We start from the raw sequence: 14,827 nt of genomic DNA, 5'->3' as shown, positions 1-14,827 counted from the left end.
GGGGGGGGGGGGGCCGGTGAGTGGCCACGACCGGGGCGCGCGGCCCCTCACCCCAACCCTCTCCCCAAAGGGGCGAGGGAGGAAATACCGCCGCTTCGAAAAACTCTCAGCCTCTGAACCCGTTCTTGAAAAACCTGGAGACAACCATGCAAATACTCGCAAGCCCTTCACTTCGAAAGTTCGTGCTGGCCGCGCTCACCGGCGCCAGCCTGCTGCCTGGCGCTGTGTTCGCGCAGGCAGGCTATCCCTCGAAACCGATCACGATCGTGGTGCCCTATCCGGCGGGTGGATCGAACGACACGTTTGCACGCCAGATCGCGAAGGAACTAGGCGAGCAACTCAAGCAGCCGGTGATCATCGATAACCGGCCCGGTGCCAGCGGCAACACCGGTACCGGCCAGGTCGCCAAGGCCGCCCCCGACGGCTACACGCTGGTGGCGGTGTCGTCCAGCATGACGACGAACGCGGCGATCCAGTCCAAGCTCCCTTTCGATCCGACCCAGAGCTTCGCCCCGGTGGCGATGTTCGCCAAGGGGCCATTCATTGTCGCCGTCAACAACGAGTTCCCGGCGAAGACACCGGCAGAGCTGATTGCTGCCATCAAATCGAAACCTGGCAAGTACAACTACGCCTCCTCGGGCGCCGGCAGCGTCAACCAGTTCGGCACAGAACTGCTCAAAGCCAAGGTCGGCAGCATGTTCATCACGCATGTGCCGTATCGCGGTATGGGACCGGCGGTCACCGACCTGATCGGCAACCAGACGCAGTTGCTGGTCTCCAGCGGCCCCTCGCTGCTGCCGATGGTGCGCGCCGGGCGGGTCCGCGCCGTCGGAATCACCAGCCTGAAACCCAGCCCGATCGCACCCGATCTCACGCCCATGGCGACGGCCGTACCGGGCTACGAGTTTGAACTGTGGTGGGGTTTGCTGGCGCCAGCCGGCACGCCGCCCGACATCGTGAACAAGCTCAACAGCGCCGTGAACCAGACGCTGGCCAAGCCCGCGATCGCGGCCAACTTCTTGAGGGAAGGCGCGATTGCCATGCAACTCACGCCGGCGCAATTCGCAACTGTGATTGCAGACGATGTCGAGCGCTGGAAAAAACTGGCCAAGCAGCAAAACATCACCGCAGACTGAGGAGATTTCCATGAATTCCACCACCCGCGGCGCTGGCGTCCCGCTGCCCGAACGCAGCGGCCCCAAAGGGCCTCTGAGCGGCTTGCGCGTGCTTGACCTCAGCGCCTACATCGCCGGGCCTTACGGTTGCTCGCTGCTGGCCGACCAAGGTGCAGAGGTCATCAAGATCGAGCCGCCCAACGGGGACAACCTTCGGAAATACCCATCGACCCTGGAAGCCGAGAGCCGAGCTTTCATCGGCGTCAACCGCAGCAAGCTGGGCGTCGTGCTGGACCTCAAACAAGCGGGCGACCATGCGGCGCTGATGGCACTGGTGCGCACGGCCGACGTGCTGGTTCACAATTTCCGGCCCAACGTGCCGCCGCGCCTGGGAATCGCTTACGAGCAGTTGAAGGCCATCAATCCGCGCCTGATCTATTGCAGCGTCACGGGCTACGGCGAGTCCGGTCCGCTGAAAGAAAAGGCGGGTTACGACCAGGTGCTGCAGACCATGACCGGCATGTGCGCGCTGCAGGGCAAGCGCGGCGGGCCACCGGAGATCCTCTACGGGTCCGTGGTCGACTACTACGCATCGGCACTCGTGGCCGCAGGCGTCGCCTCGGCGCTGTACGAGCGGGAAAGAAGTGGCAAAGGCCAGTTCGTCGGTGTGTCGCTGCTGCGCGCCGCGCTCACCATGCAATCGGCACGCATGGTGTGGGCCGAGGGCGAGCCCAAAGACATCGGACGCGACATGCGATCCGGTGGCATCACCGGCATCCACCCTACCCGGGAGGGCTACCTCTACATTTCGGCCAACACGCCCCATTTCTGGAGGGCACTGTGCGAAAAAGTCGGCCTTCCCGACCTTGCGGACGACGAGCGCTACGACACGGTGCGCAAACGAGCACAGCGCTTTGCGGAGATCGTGCCGAAGCTGCACGAAGCGCTGGCCGTACGCACCGCGCTCGAATGGGAGGAATGGTTCGGTGAAGCGGTACCCTGCGCCGCCGCGCGCACGGTCGAGGACATGTTCGACAACCCGCAGGTGCTGGCCGAGGGCATGGTGGCGACCTTCGCGCACCCGACGCTGGGCTCCTATCGCGGCTTCACGCGTCCGATCCAGTTCGACCGTACCCCGGGACCCGAACCTTTCGCTGCGCCGACACTGGGCCAACACACGGCACTGGTGCTGGCATCGAAGAAATCGCCAGACCTCTTGGGTGCTTGATGCGCTTGCGCTGTGTGTACCCCAACAGCAGCGGCACCGGGAAGCCGGCAACGCCGGCTCCCGACGGCGCATGCGATGCCCACATGCACATTTACGATCGCCGCTTCCCCATGTTCGGCTCGCCGCAAGCCATGGTCGACGATGCGACCGTTGAGGACTACCTGCTGCTGCAGCAACGCATCCGGACGCAGCGTACGGTCATCGTGCAGCCGCGCGTCCACGGTACCGACAACCGCGTCACGCTGGCGGCGATCCGCGCCCTGGGTCGTGATGCGAGCCGCGGGGTCGCGGTCGTGCGCCCGGACGTGACAGATGACGAACTCGAACGATTGCACGAGGGCGGCATCCGGGGCATCCGCTTCACCCTGTACACGCCCACCAACGCCGTGACCGAATTCGGCATGGTCGAGCCGCTGGCACGCCGCGTGCACGCACTGGGCTGGCACCTGCAATTGCACTGGAATGCGCGGCAAATTGTCGAACATGCCGCCATGCTTGAACGTCTTCCCTGCACCATCGTCTTCGACCACATGGCGCGTCTGCCCCTGCCTGCGGGCCCCGCCGATCCGGCGCGTGCCATCGTGCTGCGGCTTCTGGAGAACGGCCGCACATGGATCAAGCTGTCGGGCGCCTACCTCGACTCGCAGGTCGGCGCGGCGGGTGGCTATGCCGACGTGGACCCCATCGCTCAGGGCTGGGTCCGCGCTGCGTCCGAGCGCCTCGTCTGGGGCAGCGACTGGCCCCACTCGACCGAGCCCACGGCCAAGCCCGACGACGCCGTGCTCTTCGACTTGCTCACCCTCTGGATTCCTGACGAGGCCACGCGCCACCGCGTGCTGGTCCAGAACCCGGCGTCGCTCTACGACTTTCCTGCCATCAATTCAACGGAGACTCCCTCATGAAAAAACACATCCTGCACACCATCGTCGGCACCCTCGCCACGTGCCTGCCCCTTCTGGGCTGGGCGGCCTGGCCGGAAAAGCCGATCCGCATGGTCGTTCCCTATGCCGCGGGCGGCGGTGCCGACAACACGGCACGCATCGTCGCCCAGCAGATGAGCATCGGGCTGGGCCAGCAGATCATCATCGACAACAAGCCCGGCGCGGGCGGTGTGATCGGCGCCGACAACGTGGCCAAGGCGGCGGCGGATGGCTACACCGTCCTCTATGACGCCTCGGCGTTTTCGGTCAACCCTTCACTGCGGAAGCTGCCGTTCGACGCGGCGAAGGACTTTATCCCGGTCGCACTGGTTGCCACCGCACCGCAGATTCTGGTGGTGCCCGTCAGTGCCCCCTACAAGACGGTGGCGGAGTTCCTCGACTTCTCTCGTAAACACCCTGGCAAGCTGAGCTTTGCGTCTGCCGGCGGCGGCACTGGCTCGCATCTCGCAGGTGAGGCATTGAATGAACAGGCGAAGCTCAACCTGATGCATGTGCCTTACAAAGGCGGCGCTCCGGCGTTGACGGATGTGATGGGCGAACAGGTATCAGCGTACTTCGGTAACGTCGCCTCGACGCTGAGCTACGTCAAGTCCGGCAAGCTCCGGGCTCTGGCTGTCAGCTCTGCCAGGCGGGTACCCGGACTGCCGGATACGCCGACGCTCGCCGAAGCAGGGTTGCCCGGGTACAACGTCGTGGAGTGGAACGGCGTGTTCCTGCCCAAGGGAACACCGCCCGAGATCGTGCAGCGGCTTGGCAAGGCCATTCAAACCGCAGTGAGCGAGCCCAAGGTCAAGGACAAGCTTTTGCAGCTCGGCCTGGAGCCCGCCGGCACTACGCCTGAAGAATTTTCGAAGTTCGTGCAGGGTGAAACAAACCGGGTCGGATTGCTCGTGAAGGCGCGCAACATCAAAGTCGACTAAAACTGACTTCGCTTGCGGAAAACATGAACCAAAGCACGTCCGCTTCTGGCGGAGCGCTACCTCGTGCGCGTCGATTCTCCGCCGCAATCTGACGAAGAAGTGGACCGCAAGGGAAACCGCATCGCGGTTGGCAAGGGAAGCGCTTACGACCTGTTCTTGACGCGTGAGCTCGCAAGTGCCGAAATTGCTCGTGCGGCAGTCGTGCAGGAGCCTGCCAGCCAGCAACTGAGCCTCTAGTACACGTTGGTTATATATGCCTGAAAAAATCTGGAATCCGTCTTTGGCCTATGTACGAGAACCGCCACGCCCTGGCAAAAGCCGATAAAGACGAAGAGGACATGCGCTTGAAGACACACTTCACTGCCAGAAACGGGGCATATTTACTGCAGGGGTATCGCCCGGGAATTCAAAATTGATCAAAAAGGAAGATTTCCATGAGTCTGATTCAAGCCCTTCCTGTCGGTCCGCTGGACATCGTGGGTGACATCCATGGCGAATATGAGGCCTTGGTCAATTTGCTGGGCCACTTGGGGTACGACGGCCAAGGTCATCACCCGCAGGAGCGCACCCTGGTGTTCGTTGGCGACTTCTGTGACCGTGGTCCCAACAGCCCAGCCGTTCTTGCGTTGGTGCAAAAACTGGTGAGTTCCGGCCGTGCCGTGGCGGTTCTGGGGAACCATGAAATCAACCTGCTGCGCGAAGACGCCAAGGATGGGGCTGGCTGGTTCTTTGATGCCCGTGAGGAGAAGGACCATGAGAAGTACGCCCCCTACCACCGGCCGAGCCCTGAAGAGCGGGCCCGGATCGTGGCGTTTCTGTCCTCCCTGCCTATCGGGCTGGAGCGGGATGACTTGCGGGTGATTCACGCGGCGTGGCAAGCGGATGAAATTGCCATAGCGCGTACGCTGCCCATGGGCAGTGTGCGGGAACGCTATGACGCTTGGGAAAACGAGTCAAAGCGCCAGGCTGCGGAAAACCAGATGGAGCAGCGCATGACAGCGGAACTTGAACGCTGGGAGCATGGCCTGGAGAACAGACACCGGGAGCCACCGTTTATGCACGCGCTGGCCGACTTTGACGCCAGCAAACAGATGATGAATCCGCTGAAGGTGTTGACCTCAGGGGTGGAGCGCAAGGGAACTACGCCGTTCTATGCCAGTGGGAAGTGGCGGTTCGTGAATCGGGTGCAGTGGTGGGATGAGTACCAGGACGATATTGCTGTGGTCATCGGGCACTACTGGCGCCGGGTCAACAAGATTGACCGTGCGGCCATAGGGAAAGGCGATCCAGACCTGTTTGAGAACACCCACCCCTATGCTTGGCACGGCAAACGGGGCAATGTGTTTTGCGTGGACTTTTCTGCGGGAGGGCGCTGGACGGAGCGCAAGGCCGGTACCGTTGTGGGGCAGGACTTCAAGCTGGCTGCATTGCAATGGCCTGAGCGAGTTTTGCGGTTTGATGACGGGCATACCGTAAACACTCAAGCCTTTGCCTCTTACTCAGCAGTCCGAAATATAGGCGACAGACGGGGCCTTGAAGAATGAACGAACGAGCCTACCGTACACCGATTTCGCTGTCTTACCAGCCTTCGCGCTTGTAGCGCTCAGCTTCCTCTTGGTAGTCGCCATGCTCGAAGTCTCTGTAAAGTTGCCAGGTCCCAAACAACGCCAGCAACATAGCTGCAACGTCGAGCCCTACAGCAATCCATACCAAGGGGTTACTTGTGCCTGTAGTGACGACCGCCTTACCGATAGTGGGAACCAGATCGGTAAGCTTGTCGATCAAGGTTGCACCAATGGCCAGTCCAAAAGCATAAGCGATGGCTACCGCACCGCGCCATTTACCTACCTTGTGCGCCATTCGGCCGGTGTCAAGTAATTCAAGCATGCTGCATCGTAGCAAAATAATTTTGGAGCGCGTCATGATTCAAGAGCCCGGGCAAGCCAAAAGTCAACGGTCGAGCTTCACTTCAAAGTACGCTTCGTCCGATTCGCCCAGCGAGCAAAAGCCGGCGTGCTTAGCCACGTCTGGCGCCTTTTGCCACTTCATGGCTAGGGCGACTTCATCCTTGTTCATCTGATCATTCCCGCTCTCGCTGACCTTCAGCCACGTAGCTCCCCGGAAAACGGCCGCTCTTTGTCTTGCTTGATGCCACTTGGCCGGAGGCACGTAGGATGTTTCGCAAAAGCCCCTATCTCAACCACTCGCCGGTGCTCAGCCTGCAGCCCGAACAGCTTTCACGCTACCGCCTGCGCCGCTCGACACGCGATGACCATCGGTGAGCATCGGTGTGAATGTCAGCAATCATGGTGTGATCGATGGGCGCATTCGTGTTTCCTTCGCGTGCTAGTCGAGCGACACGACGCGATTGCCGTCGCCCGGGAGTGCAGCCGTCGGCCACGGGGTGTCCAGCCGCTTTGCACGACAACCTGCTTGCCATCTTGGCACGGCTCGACGCGCTCGCACCCGGGCCGCTGCTCGCGCACGAAGGCTTCCACGGTGGAGGGCAGGCTGATTTGCAGCTTGAGGGCGAAGCTGTGTTCTTCCGGGTGGTCGTCCAGATGCACGAGCGGCGCGAAGTTCGATGTAAACATCAGCGCATGCGAGCCGATGTCCACCGGCTCGAACCTCGCGCAGCCAGTCCTGGGCGCGTGCACGCAGGTCGTCGCTGTCGGCCAAGCCCGCAAGGCTCCCCCGTCCCGCCCAGGCGCTCCAGTGACAACAATAGGGAAAACGCTTGGTTTTATGAAATCTGGCGACATAAAGAACTAATTTGTGGCGAATTATGAGTTTGAGGTTCATGACTAAGCTAGCCGATGGCGAAGGCAGGCTCCTTCGCCCACCCGAGCTCTCGTAGCGCAAAGCCAACCGCATGGACAGCCATGGCAGCATCCTCCTCCACCGGAGGGCGCAGACCTTTCGTAGTGGCAACATTCGTTTTGCCGCGGTTGTGCACGAGTCCGACCACCTTGCCAATGTTCGCCGCGCAGAACTTCTCGAATGGGGGCTTTTCGATTTTCTCGGCGAGCTTCGCGAGGTCGTCGGCCAGGACCTTCGGGTCGCCGCCGTGTTGAGTCATCCAGCGGGCGAAAATTACGGCCAACGCGTCGCGACAGTGCTCGATGACTGAGATGGGCGACTCCTTGAACGCGGAGTCGAGCACGCGGTTGATGGACTGGGCGATTTTTGGTCGGAACACCTCGTCGATCTTCTGCGCGTCTATCTCCGGCAGGATGTCGTAGGAAGAGAGCGACTTCAAGCTGACCATTACCGCGCGGCTGGCCAGCATCTCCGTTTGGATGATCCGCCAAGCCGATGCTCCCAGAGTTCCGCCAAGCGCCAAGGTCGCGCCCACGCCATGGCGCGGCATGTTCAGTAATTCGTAGCAGCTTGCATAGGCATTGAGCGACTTTGAGATGCGGATGCCCACGTTCGACGAGAAACTGGATGGGTCGTAGGGATGGCGCGAGACTTGATAGGTGCTCGGCTGCGAATTTCCATAGGGCTGATAGAGGCGGCCTCGCCGAACGCGCATCGACGCATCGAACGAATCCTCGCGGAATACCCACTTAAAGGGATCGGAGGAGAGCCCGCTTGGCAAGGAGCCCCAATCCTCTGGCTTCTCGATCAGCTTCGCCTGTGTCACAGTTGGTAGAGGTAGCGCCGGCCAGTCCGGATTGCCGGATCCTTCGTAGATCAAGCCGGTCTGCGTGTCGATGCCTAGATACATGGGGTCCCCTCGAGGTGCGTCATGATTCGGTTGTGGAGCCGCCCTATGAGCAATTATGGGTCTACTCACTTGAACACATTGCCGCTCATCCTAACGCATGGATTTCGACTACGCCCATGGTAGAACCGCGGATATCATCGTCATCAGGAGCATTGCATGGCCGAAAAAAAGAGACAGCTTTCACCACAATCGTCATGAGCACCCCGCGAAGCCCGTCGCAAGATCAGGCCCTCCTTGCTGAATGCTTTGCTCGCAAGCTGCACGAAGGTCTGCCGTACAGCGAAGAAACCTTCAGAGCCGCATACATCGAGAGCTTGCCTCCTGGGACATCAGAAACCCCGCGAGTCTGCGAGCAATGGGCATCGGCACTGTGGTCCAAACTTCGCAGCGTGCCCGTGGAGCAATTCGTCGTGGCGAGCAAGCAGCGTCATACGCTTGTCGCGCTGCTGTATCGTCTTTGGGGAAAGGCGTTCTAGCTTGTTACCTGCGTCGCGGTCAAATCACGACAATTTATCGTGCTGAAATTTGCTCGTTTGCGGCCAGTGTCGCCTGCATGCGACGGCGGTTCCAGTTTCACGCGTGAAACTTTTCAAAAAATAAAACAAATAAAAAAGTTCTTCGCGATATTTGGTTAAAACGTGATCGGAAATGCCCCATCGGACTGGTTCGGTGGCGGCGAAGGATCAGGCCACTTTCCCGGGGAAAGTGAGTATTGCCGTCTAAACTGGCAGCAACACGATCGCGTCGACGACGCGCTCTGGCGCCATCCGCGCATCCAGCTCACGCCGCACATCGCCAGCATGACGCAGCCGCTCTCGGCCGCCGCTGTGGTGATCGACAACATGCGCCGCTTCGCCGCCGGCGAGCCGATGGTCGGGTTGGTCGATCGCACACGCGGCTATTGAAACCACACGCCACACGATCTGTTGCCACGGCCCAAACAACAGCAGCCCATTGCGTTCTACGCCCGCAAAACAGCACCACGCCTCCGGCCCCTCAGCCTAATCTCGAGTCTATCGATTGCTTTTGTTCTGCATGAATGGACACCGCTATGACCCAGCTCTGCGATCTTCCCCAGCTCGCCTCACTTAACGCCACCGACCGTGCACACTTGATTCACCCGGTGGCCTCCTGGCGCACGCATGAAGAGCGCGGTCCAACCGTCCTCTCCTCCGGTAAGGGCGCGTGGCTGACGGACGCGTCGGGCCACGAACTGCTCGACGCGTTTGCGGGCCTGTGGTGCGTGAACGTCGGCTATGGGCAAGAGAGCGTCGTGCACGCTGCTGCCGAGCAGATGCGCCGCCTGCCCTACGCCACGGGGTACTTCCACTTCAGCAGCGAGCCCGCCATCCGCCTGGCCGAGAAGCTGGTGCAGATCACGCCGCGCTCGCTCAATCATGTGTACCTGACGCTGGGCGGTTCGGAGACGGTGGATGCGGCCGTGCGCTTTATCGTGCAGTACTTCAATGCGATTGGGAAACCGGGCAAGAAGCATTTCATTGCGCTGGAGCGCGGGTATCACGGGTCATCGTCCACGGGGGCGGGGCTGACGGCGCTGCCGGCGTTCCACCGCGGCTTTGATCTGCCGCTGCCGACGCAGCATTACATCCCCTCGCCCAACCCATACCGTGCGGCCGACCCGAACGATGCGCAGGGCATCATCGCCGCGTCTGTGGCGGCGTTGCGCGCGAAAGTGGCGGAGCTGGGCGCGGACAACGTTGCCGCATTCTTCTGTGAGCCGATCCAGGGCTCGGGTGGCGTAATCGTGCCGCCCAAGGGCTGGCTCAAGGCCATGCGTGACGCGGCGCGCGAGTTGGGCATCCTGTTCGTGGTGGACCATACCCGCACTAAAAACACACCCATCGCGCACTTCCACATTGGGCATTCCGCGAAATTGGCTGCGAACGCCGCGTAGCCTCGTTTACATCAACATCGAAGAAAACTAGCCATGTCGAACTTGCAGCAAGCACCAACCACTCTCGCCAGCCAGCCATCGTTCGTTGATCTGCGCCAATTCGCGCGGGACGAAACTCAGGGCATTCCTACTACCGCTTCGGCGGATGATGACCGCTTCCTTTCTAGCCGCCGTATCTTGGACTGGGCGCAGGGCCCAGTGACGGCTGGCGTCATTGCGCTGGAGGGGGGGAGCGGCTCCGTTCACTCCCTTCCGGAGGATGAATTCATTATCGTCAACCAGGGGAACGTGACGCTCTCGCAACAGGACTTCACCCTGACGCTGGAGCCGGGCCAGAGCGCGGTACTCGAGAAAGGCGCCACATTCTCTTGGTCCGCGCAAGGACCCGTGTCTCTCATCTTCACGCGTTACAACGACAGCCAACTTGGCAATCGCAGCATCGTGCCGATCAGGGAGAATCCACAATTGGAAGCAACCGGCACACCGCCAGCAGAACTGCTGCTCACGCCGGTGCCGGTATGCCGCAACCACACTGACTATCGGTCGGCCAACGGCGAATTTGTCTGCGGCACCTGGGACTCGACGCCCTATCAGCGCCGGGCGATGTTCTACCGCCACTTCGAACTGATGTACCTACTCGAAGGCACTGTAACGCTTGTCGATGAAGCCGGCCGCAGGGGCACGTTCTCAAAGGGCGACATCTTTCTGGTTGAACAAACCGCACAGTGCACTTGGGAAAGCCGCGAACGTGTGGCAAAGGTCTATGTAATCTATCGACCCGCGCAATAAGCGGTACCTAGTTTCCGCCTTATTGTCACTGGAAAGATGGAGAAATCATTAAAATGAAAACACTATTGCTTAACAGGCAAGAAGTCAGCAACTTGATCTGCATGAAAGAGGTCATCGGTGCGGTGGAAGAGGCATACAGAGCCTTCAACAGCAATCAGGTGGTGCAACCCGACCATATAGGGATAGATCTCCATCCGCCGCGTGGGGATATTGACTTCAAGCTCGGTTACTACAAAGGCAATGAAATCATCTCCATGAAGGCGTCTTCCGGCGGCTTCCCTAATAACCCGACGACATACGGTGTGCCGAGCGGCATGGGGACGATTCTGCTGTTTGACGCCAGGACCTGTGCGTTGATCTGCGTGATGGATGGAAGCCTGATCACCGGCCTCAGAACCGGGGCGTCCGGGGCCGTGTCGGTCAAGGCGCTGGCACGGAAGAATTCGAAAAAGATCACATCGATCGGTACCGGGAATCAGGCGAGGATGCAGATCCGTGCCATCAACGAGATCATGAAGATTGAAGAGATCCACGCATGGGACCACACCCCGGAGTCACTCTCTAAGTACAAGGCCGATATCGAGCGCGAGTTCGGCATTCCTGTGGTAATGGCGAACTCCAAACAAGAAGCCGTTGAGCAGGCGGATATCCTCATTACAACGACCCGCGGGAAAGGCTCCGTGGTAGAAGCCGACTGGGTCAAGCCCGGCACACACATCGTCGCAATCGGCACGGACGCAAAGGGCAAGCAGGAATTCGATCCGGAAATATTCCGGAATGCAAAAGTGGTCGTTGACTCGATCATGCAGTGCAGCGAAAAAGGCGAAACCCAGCATCCGTTGAGCAAGAACATCATTGCCAAAGACGGCATCCATGCAGAGATCGGCGAGATCTTGCTCAGCAAGAAGCCCGGAAGAAAGAGCGATGACGAAGTCACGATCTTCGACTCCACAGGCATGGCCATTCAAGACAATACGACCTCGACAAAAATCTATCAGAACGCAATAGAAGGCAAGGTTGGCACCTTCTTTGAGTTTATTGAATAAGGACTCTTCAAGTGCGCACCTACCCTACCATTCAGGATATTCGAGAAGCCCAGGAACGGCTGAGGCCTCACATCAGGCATACGCCGTTATTGCGCGCGGAAAAGATCGAGAAGACCGTCGGGTGTCAACTCTATCTGAAGCCTGAAACGCTGCAGATTACCGGCGCCTTCAAGATTCGAGGCGCTCTGAACAAGTCGCTTTCTCTCTCAAGAGAAGAGATCGCTAACGGCATCATTGCGACTTCCTCCGGAAATCACGCACAGGGGCTTGCTTATGCCGCCAGAATGTTGGGCGTAAAAGCATTTCTGGTTCTTCCGGTTACCACACCAAAAATCAAAATCGACAATACGAAGGCCCTCGGGGCAGAGGTCATTCTCTTTGACGGTGACACCGCCGCCAGATGGAAGAAGGTGTACGAAATTGCCGAGCAAAACAAATACGCAGTAGTCCACGCGTTTGAAGATCCTCTGGTAATGGCGGGCCAGGGAACAATCGGATGTGAAATACTCGAAGACTTGGAAGATGTGGACACAATCATCATTCCCATGGGCGGCGGAGGCTTAATTTCGGGAATCGCTACGGCCATCAAGGAAACGAAACCATCGGTGCGCGTCATCGGCGCGGAGCCCGCCTTGACTCCGAAGTACTATCACAGCAGGATGAACAGACAGCGTACGTCGCTTCCTTTGGGAAATACCATTGCGGATGGTTTAAGGATCAGCGTTCCAGGCCAAAACCCGTATCCCATTATTGAAAAGTATGTGGACGAGATTGTTCTGGTTGAAGACGAACACATCATCGCAGGTATGCGTGCTCTTGCCAAAGATGCGAAATTGATTGCTGAGCCTGCTGCCTCTATTGGTGTTGGAGCCTTGTTGGTCGGCGCCATCAAAGTCAGGTCGGATGAAAAAGTGTGCGCAGTATTGACTGGCGGGAACTGGGATTTATCCGATCTTGCCGAGATATACCGCACGGCGTGACGCTTTAGATCGAATTTATCTCCTCGACCTCCGGGAGCTTCTTTTGATGAACGAACTCGTGGATATTCCCAAGGCACTGCGCCAATCCGGTCTGAAAGTGACATTGCCAAGGCTGCGCATCCTGCAGCTTTTTCATGAGCGTTGAACCAAGCACCTGTCGGCTGAAGAGATCTACCGTTTCCTGATCGACGAGAAGATCGACATTGCCCTCGCGACCATTTACCGCGTGCTGATGCAGTTTACCGAAACGGGCATCGTCATTCGCCGTCATTTCGAGTCGGGCGCCGCTGCGTTTGAGCTCAATGAGGGCGATCATCACGATCACCTGATCTGCACCGTCTGCGGCAAGGTGGAAGAATTCGTTGACAGCGACATCGAACGGCGCCAGGAAGACATCGCGAAGGAACGCGGCTTCGCCCTCCACGAGCATTCGCTGTCCCTCTACGGCGTGTGCGCAGACTGCAACTCGACCCAAACCGCACCATCGAGAAAATCCCAATCTGGAGGAGACAAATATGAGCGGCAGGAAATTCGACATCAACCCGCAGCATGCGGAGATCGGCGACCGTATCGTTGATGGCCTCAAGGGCGGCGTCTCGCGCCGCGACGTCATGCACACGCTTGCGACCTGAGGCCTGCAGGCCTCCGCCTCCGACGGCCTGCTGACGCATACCGGCACCGCCTTTGCCCAGAAGGCCCCCGCGTCGGCATTCCAATGGTCACCCACTCGCTTGATGGCTTGAGCAACAAGCTCACGGCTGCAGCGGACATCCGCTGGGCAGCCCCACACGGGCGGTCTTTCTGCTGTCACCGGCGCCTATCTAGCAGCCTGATCTGAGCAGTCAGGGCAGCTTTCCTCCGGAGTCCCATCCCGTACGCCACGCTTGGCGACGCAATCTCAGCCTGTCGCGGCAACTGCAAATCGGACGACCATGCCCGACAAAGTTCGACCTCAACGACCGCCGCAGAACATCTCATGCATGCTCGAGATCAATCAGTTCGTCGAGAAACTTCAGAGCGTAATGCTGCGGATCCGCGATAGCGGCGAACTCGTGCGTGCTGCTGCAAACGAGATCGCCGCGGCAAGCCTCGACCTTTCGTCCCGCATTGAGTCAGCGGCAGCGAACCTGCAGCAGACGGCTGCGTCGATGGACGAGATCTCGGGCACAGTGGACCGATCAGCCGCCGCCGCGCGCGATGCCGACGAGCGATCCACCGCAGCGACAAGGATCGCGTCACGGGGCGGCGAGGTGGTGTCGGATGCGGTTGGCACCATGGCGAAAATCGAGGATGCATCCGACCGCATCGGTGCAATCATCGGCGTGATTGACGGCATTGCCTTCCAGACCAATCTCCTGGCGCTGAATGCTGCGGTAGAGGCCGCGCGAGCGGGCGAGCAAGGTCGCGGTTTCGCCGTTGTCGCGCAAGAAGTCCGTAGCCTTGCGCAACGAAGCGCACACGCTGCGCGCGAGATCAAGCAGCTCGTCGAGTCCACTGTCGAAAGCGTCACGGCAGGTTCGATTCAGGTACGCCAGGCGGGCGCGACGATGACAGAGATCGTTGCCAACGCGGCTGATGTCCAGGCCATCATCTCGCAAATTGCGCGCGCGGCTACCGAACAGACGCAAGGCATCCAGGAGGTTAATCACGCGGTCATGCAGTTGGATGGGATGGTCCAGCAGAACGCAGCCCTTGTGGAACAGTCAGCTGCCGCGTCAACCGCATTACAAGAACAGGCGAATGCTTTGGCCTCAACGATCGGTCAGTTCAAAGTGGAGTGAGGCTTTACCGCCCAAGTATGGCCACCCTATACCGGGGACTTACAGCCTCGCCGGGCAATGTCAGGCCAAGTCTGATGCACAAGATGTTACTCCATGCCGGGCTAATGCCCGCCGGAGGGCAGGCGCCAGCTTTAATTTGCTGTAGCGGCTGCGCCCATACGCCGTCATTCAGCGTGCCCCCCGGGCGGTACCAACTATCTGACGCAACGTCGTCAATGCGCTCAGCCCATGTCGGCCTTTGTGGTGACTGTGCACGGCTCTGCGAGACCAGAGCGTGCTGTTTTTTTTTGCGACAGCGACTGCCGCACGAGGTGCACAGTGCACGCCTTTCACTCACTCGGCACGGCATGCTGGGAGCCAATCCAAAAACGGCAGCTTCGTT

13 protein-coding genes and 6 pseudogenes are annotated in these 14,827 nt (G+C 59.7%); 15 read left to right on the top strand and 4 right to left on the bottom strand.

The window, feature by feature from the left end:
• The first annotated feature begins 146 nt into the window (after positions 1-146).
• From PJE01S_RS06200 to PJE01S_RS06180, 6 genes and pseudogenes are all read left to right on the top strand, one after another.
• Entirely contained in the window at positions 147-1,136 is a 990-nt protein-coding gene (locus PJE01S_RS06200) for a tripartite tricarboxylate transporter substrate binding protein (protein WP_068832276.1), read from the top strand.
• 10 nt (positions 1,137-1,146) lie between these two features.
• The gene (locus PJE01S_RS06195) at positions 1,147-2,343 is read left to right on the top strand and encodes a CaiB/BaiF CoA transferase family protein (protein ID WP_068832275.1); all 1,197 of its coding nucleotides are present in this window, start codon (positions 1,147-1,149) and stop codon (positions 2,341-2,343) included.
• Complete coding sequence (locus PJE01S_RS06190) at positions 2,343-3,245, top strand: amidohydrolase family protein (RefSeq protein ID WP_068832274.1); 903 nt, start codon at positions 2,343-2,345, stop codon at positions 3,243-3,245. Before PJE01S_RS06195 ends, PJE01S_RS06190 begins: the two co-directional genes overlap by 1 nt.
• Positions 3,242-4,204, top strand: a complete 963-nt coding sequence (locus PJE01S_RS06185) for a Bug family tripartite tricarboxylate transporter substrate binding protein (protein ID WP_068832273.1) — start codon at positions 3,242-3,244, stop codon at positions 4,202-4,204. Before PJE01S_RS06190 ends, PJE01S_RS06185 begins: the two co-directional genes overlap by 4 nt.
• 42 nt (positions 4,205-4,246) lie before the next feature.
• A pseudogene (locus tag PJE01S_RS25060) lies at positions 4,247-4,411 on the top strand (ABC transporter substrate-binding protein); the annotation flags it as partial.
• Positions 4,412-4,638: 227 nt separating this feature from the next.
• Positions 4,639-5,748 (top strand): metallophosphoesterase, encoded by a 1,110-nt coding sequence (locus PJE01S_RS06180; RefSeq protein ID WP_068832272.1) that lies wholly within the window; start codon positions 4,639-4,641, stop codon positions 5,746-5,748.
• A gap of 34 nt (positions 5,749-5,782) precedes the next feature.
• Here PJE01S_RS06180 and PJE01S_RS06175 read toward each other — a convergent pair whose 3' ends face one another.
• Both PJE01S_RS06175 and PJE01S_RS26135 read right to left on the bottom strand, forming a co-directional pair.
• A complete protein-coding gene (locus PJE01S_RS06175; RefSeq protein WP_218017500.1) occupies positions 5,783-6,127 on the bottom strand; it encodes a hypothetical protein in 345 nt (114 codons plus the stop codon).
• Positions 6,128-6,154: 27 nt separating this feature from the next.
• Positions 6,155-6,280, bottom strand: a complete 126-nt coding sequence (locus PJE01S_RS26135) for a hypothetical protein (protein ID WP_281178560.1) — start codon at positions 6,278-6,280, stop codon at positions 6,155-6,157.
• A 44-nt stretch (positions 6,281-6,324) separates the two neighbouring features.
• Here PJE01S_RS26135 and PJE01S_RS24360 point away from each other — a divergent pair.
• Positions 6,325-6,480, top strand: a pseudogene (locus PJE01S_RS24360) (DTW domain-containing protein); the annotation flags it as partial.
• Positions 6,481-6,501: 21 nt separating this feature from the next.
• Here PJE01S_RS24360 and PJE01S_RS25860 read toward each other — a convergent pair.
• The gene (locus PJE01S_RS25860; RefSeq protein ID WP_245660641.1) at positions 6,502-6,822 is read right to left on the bottom strand and encodes a DUF2145 domain-containing protein; all 321 of its coding nucleotides are present in this window, start codon (positions 6,820-6,822) and stop codon (positions 6,502-6,504) included.
• 191 nt (positions 6,823-7,013) lie between these two features.
• Positions 7,014-7,934, bottom strand: a complete 921-nt coding sequence (locus tag PJE01S_RS25855; RefSeq protein ID WP_068832270.1) for a hypothetical protein — start codon at positions 7,932-7,934, stop codon at positions 7,014-7,016.
• A gap of 194 nt (positions 7,935-8,128) precedes the next feature.
• Between PJE01S_RS25855 and PJE01S_RS25050 the strand changes: the two genes are divergently transcribed.
• From PJE01S_RS25050 to PJE01S_RS06135, 8 genes and pseudogenes are all read left to right on the top strand, one after another.
• Positions 8,129-8,410, top strand: a complete 282-nt coding sequence (locus PJE01S_RS25050; RefSeq protein WP_157090245.1) for a hypothetical protein — start codon at positions 8,129-8,131, stop codon at positions 8,408-8,410.
• Positions 8,411-8,686: 276 nt separating this feature from the next.
• Positions 8,687-8,839 (top strand): annotated as a pseudogene (locus tag PJE01S_RS25045) (glyoxylate/hydroxypyruvate reductase A); the annotation flags it as partial.
• A 146-nt stretch (positions 8,840-8,985) separates the two neighbouring features.
• Positions 8,986-9,783 (top strand): annotated as a pseudogene (locus PJE01S_RS06160) (aminotransferase class III-fold pyridoxal phosphate-dependent enzyme); the annotation flags it as partial.
• 99 nt (positions 9,784-9,882) lie between these two features.
• Positions 9,883-10,638 (top strand): cupin domain-containing protein, encoded by a 756-nt coding sequence (locus PJE01S_RS06155; protein WP_068832268.1) that lies wholly within the window; start codon positions 9,883-9,885, stop codon positions 10,636-10,638.
• Between the two features lie 53 nt (positions 10,639-10,691).
• Positions 10,692-11,684: an ornithine cyclodeaminase family protein gene (locus tag PJE01S_RS06150; protein ID WP_068832267.1), complete on the top strand. Its 993-nt coding sequence runs from the start codon at positions 10,692-10,694 to the stop codon at positions 11,682-11,684.
• An 11-nt stretch (positions 11,685-11,695) separates the two neighbouring features.
• Positions 11,696-12,664, top strand: coding sequence for a threonine/serine dehydratase family protein (locus PJE01S_RS06145; RefSeq protein WP_068832266.1), 969 nt, complete (start codon positions 11,696-11,698; stop codon positions 12,662-12,664).
• Positions 12,665-12,710: 46 nt separating this feature from the next.
• Positions 12,711-13,127 (top strand): annotated as a pseudogene (gene fur, locus PJE01S_RS24355) (ferric iron uptake transcriptional regulator); the annotation flags it as partial.
• A 529-nt stretch (positions 13,128-13,656) separates the two neighbouring features.
• Positions 13,657-14,445, top strand: a pseudogene (locus tag PJE01S_RS06135) (methyl-accepting chemotaxis protein); the annotation flags it as partial.
• Between the last annotated feature and the right edge of the window lie 382 nt (positions 14,446-14,827).

The organism is Polaromonas jejuensis NBRC 106434 (assembly GCF_001598235.1).
In the GTDB taxonomy this organism is placed as follows: Bacteria; Pseudomonadota; Gammaproteobacteria; order Burkholderiales; family Burkholderiaceae_C; genus Polaromonas; species Polaromonas jejuensis.
The sequence above is the reverse complement of the archived record's forward strand: the minus strand, read 5'-3'. Positions and strand labels throughout refer to the sequence as shown.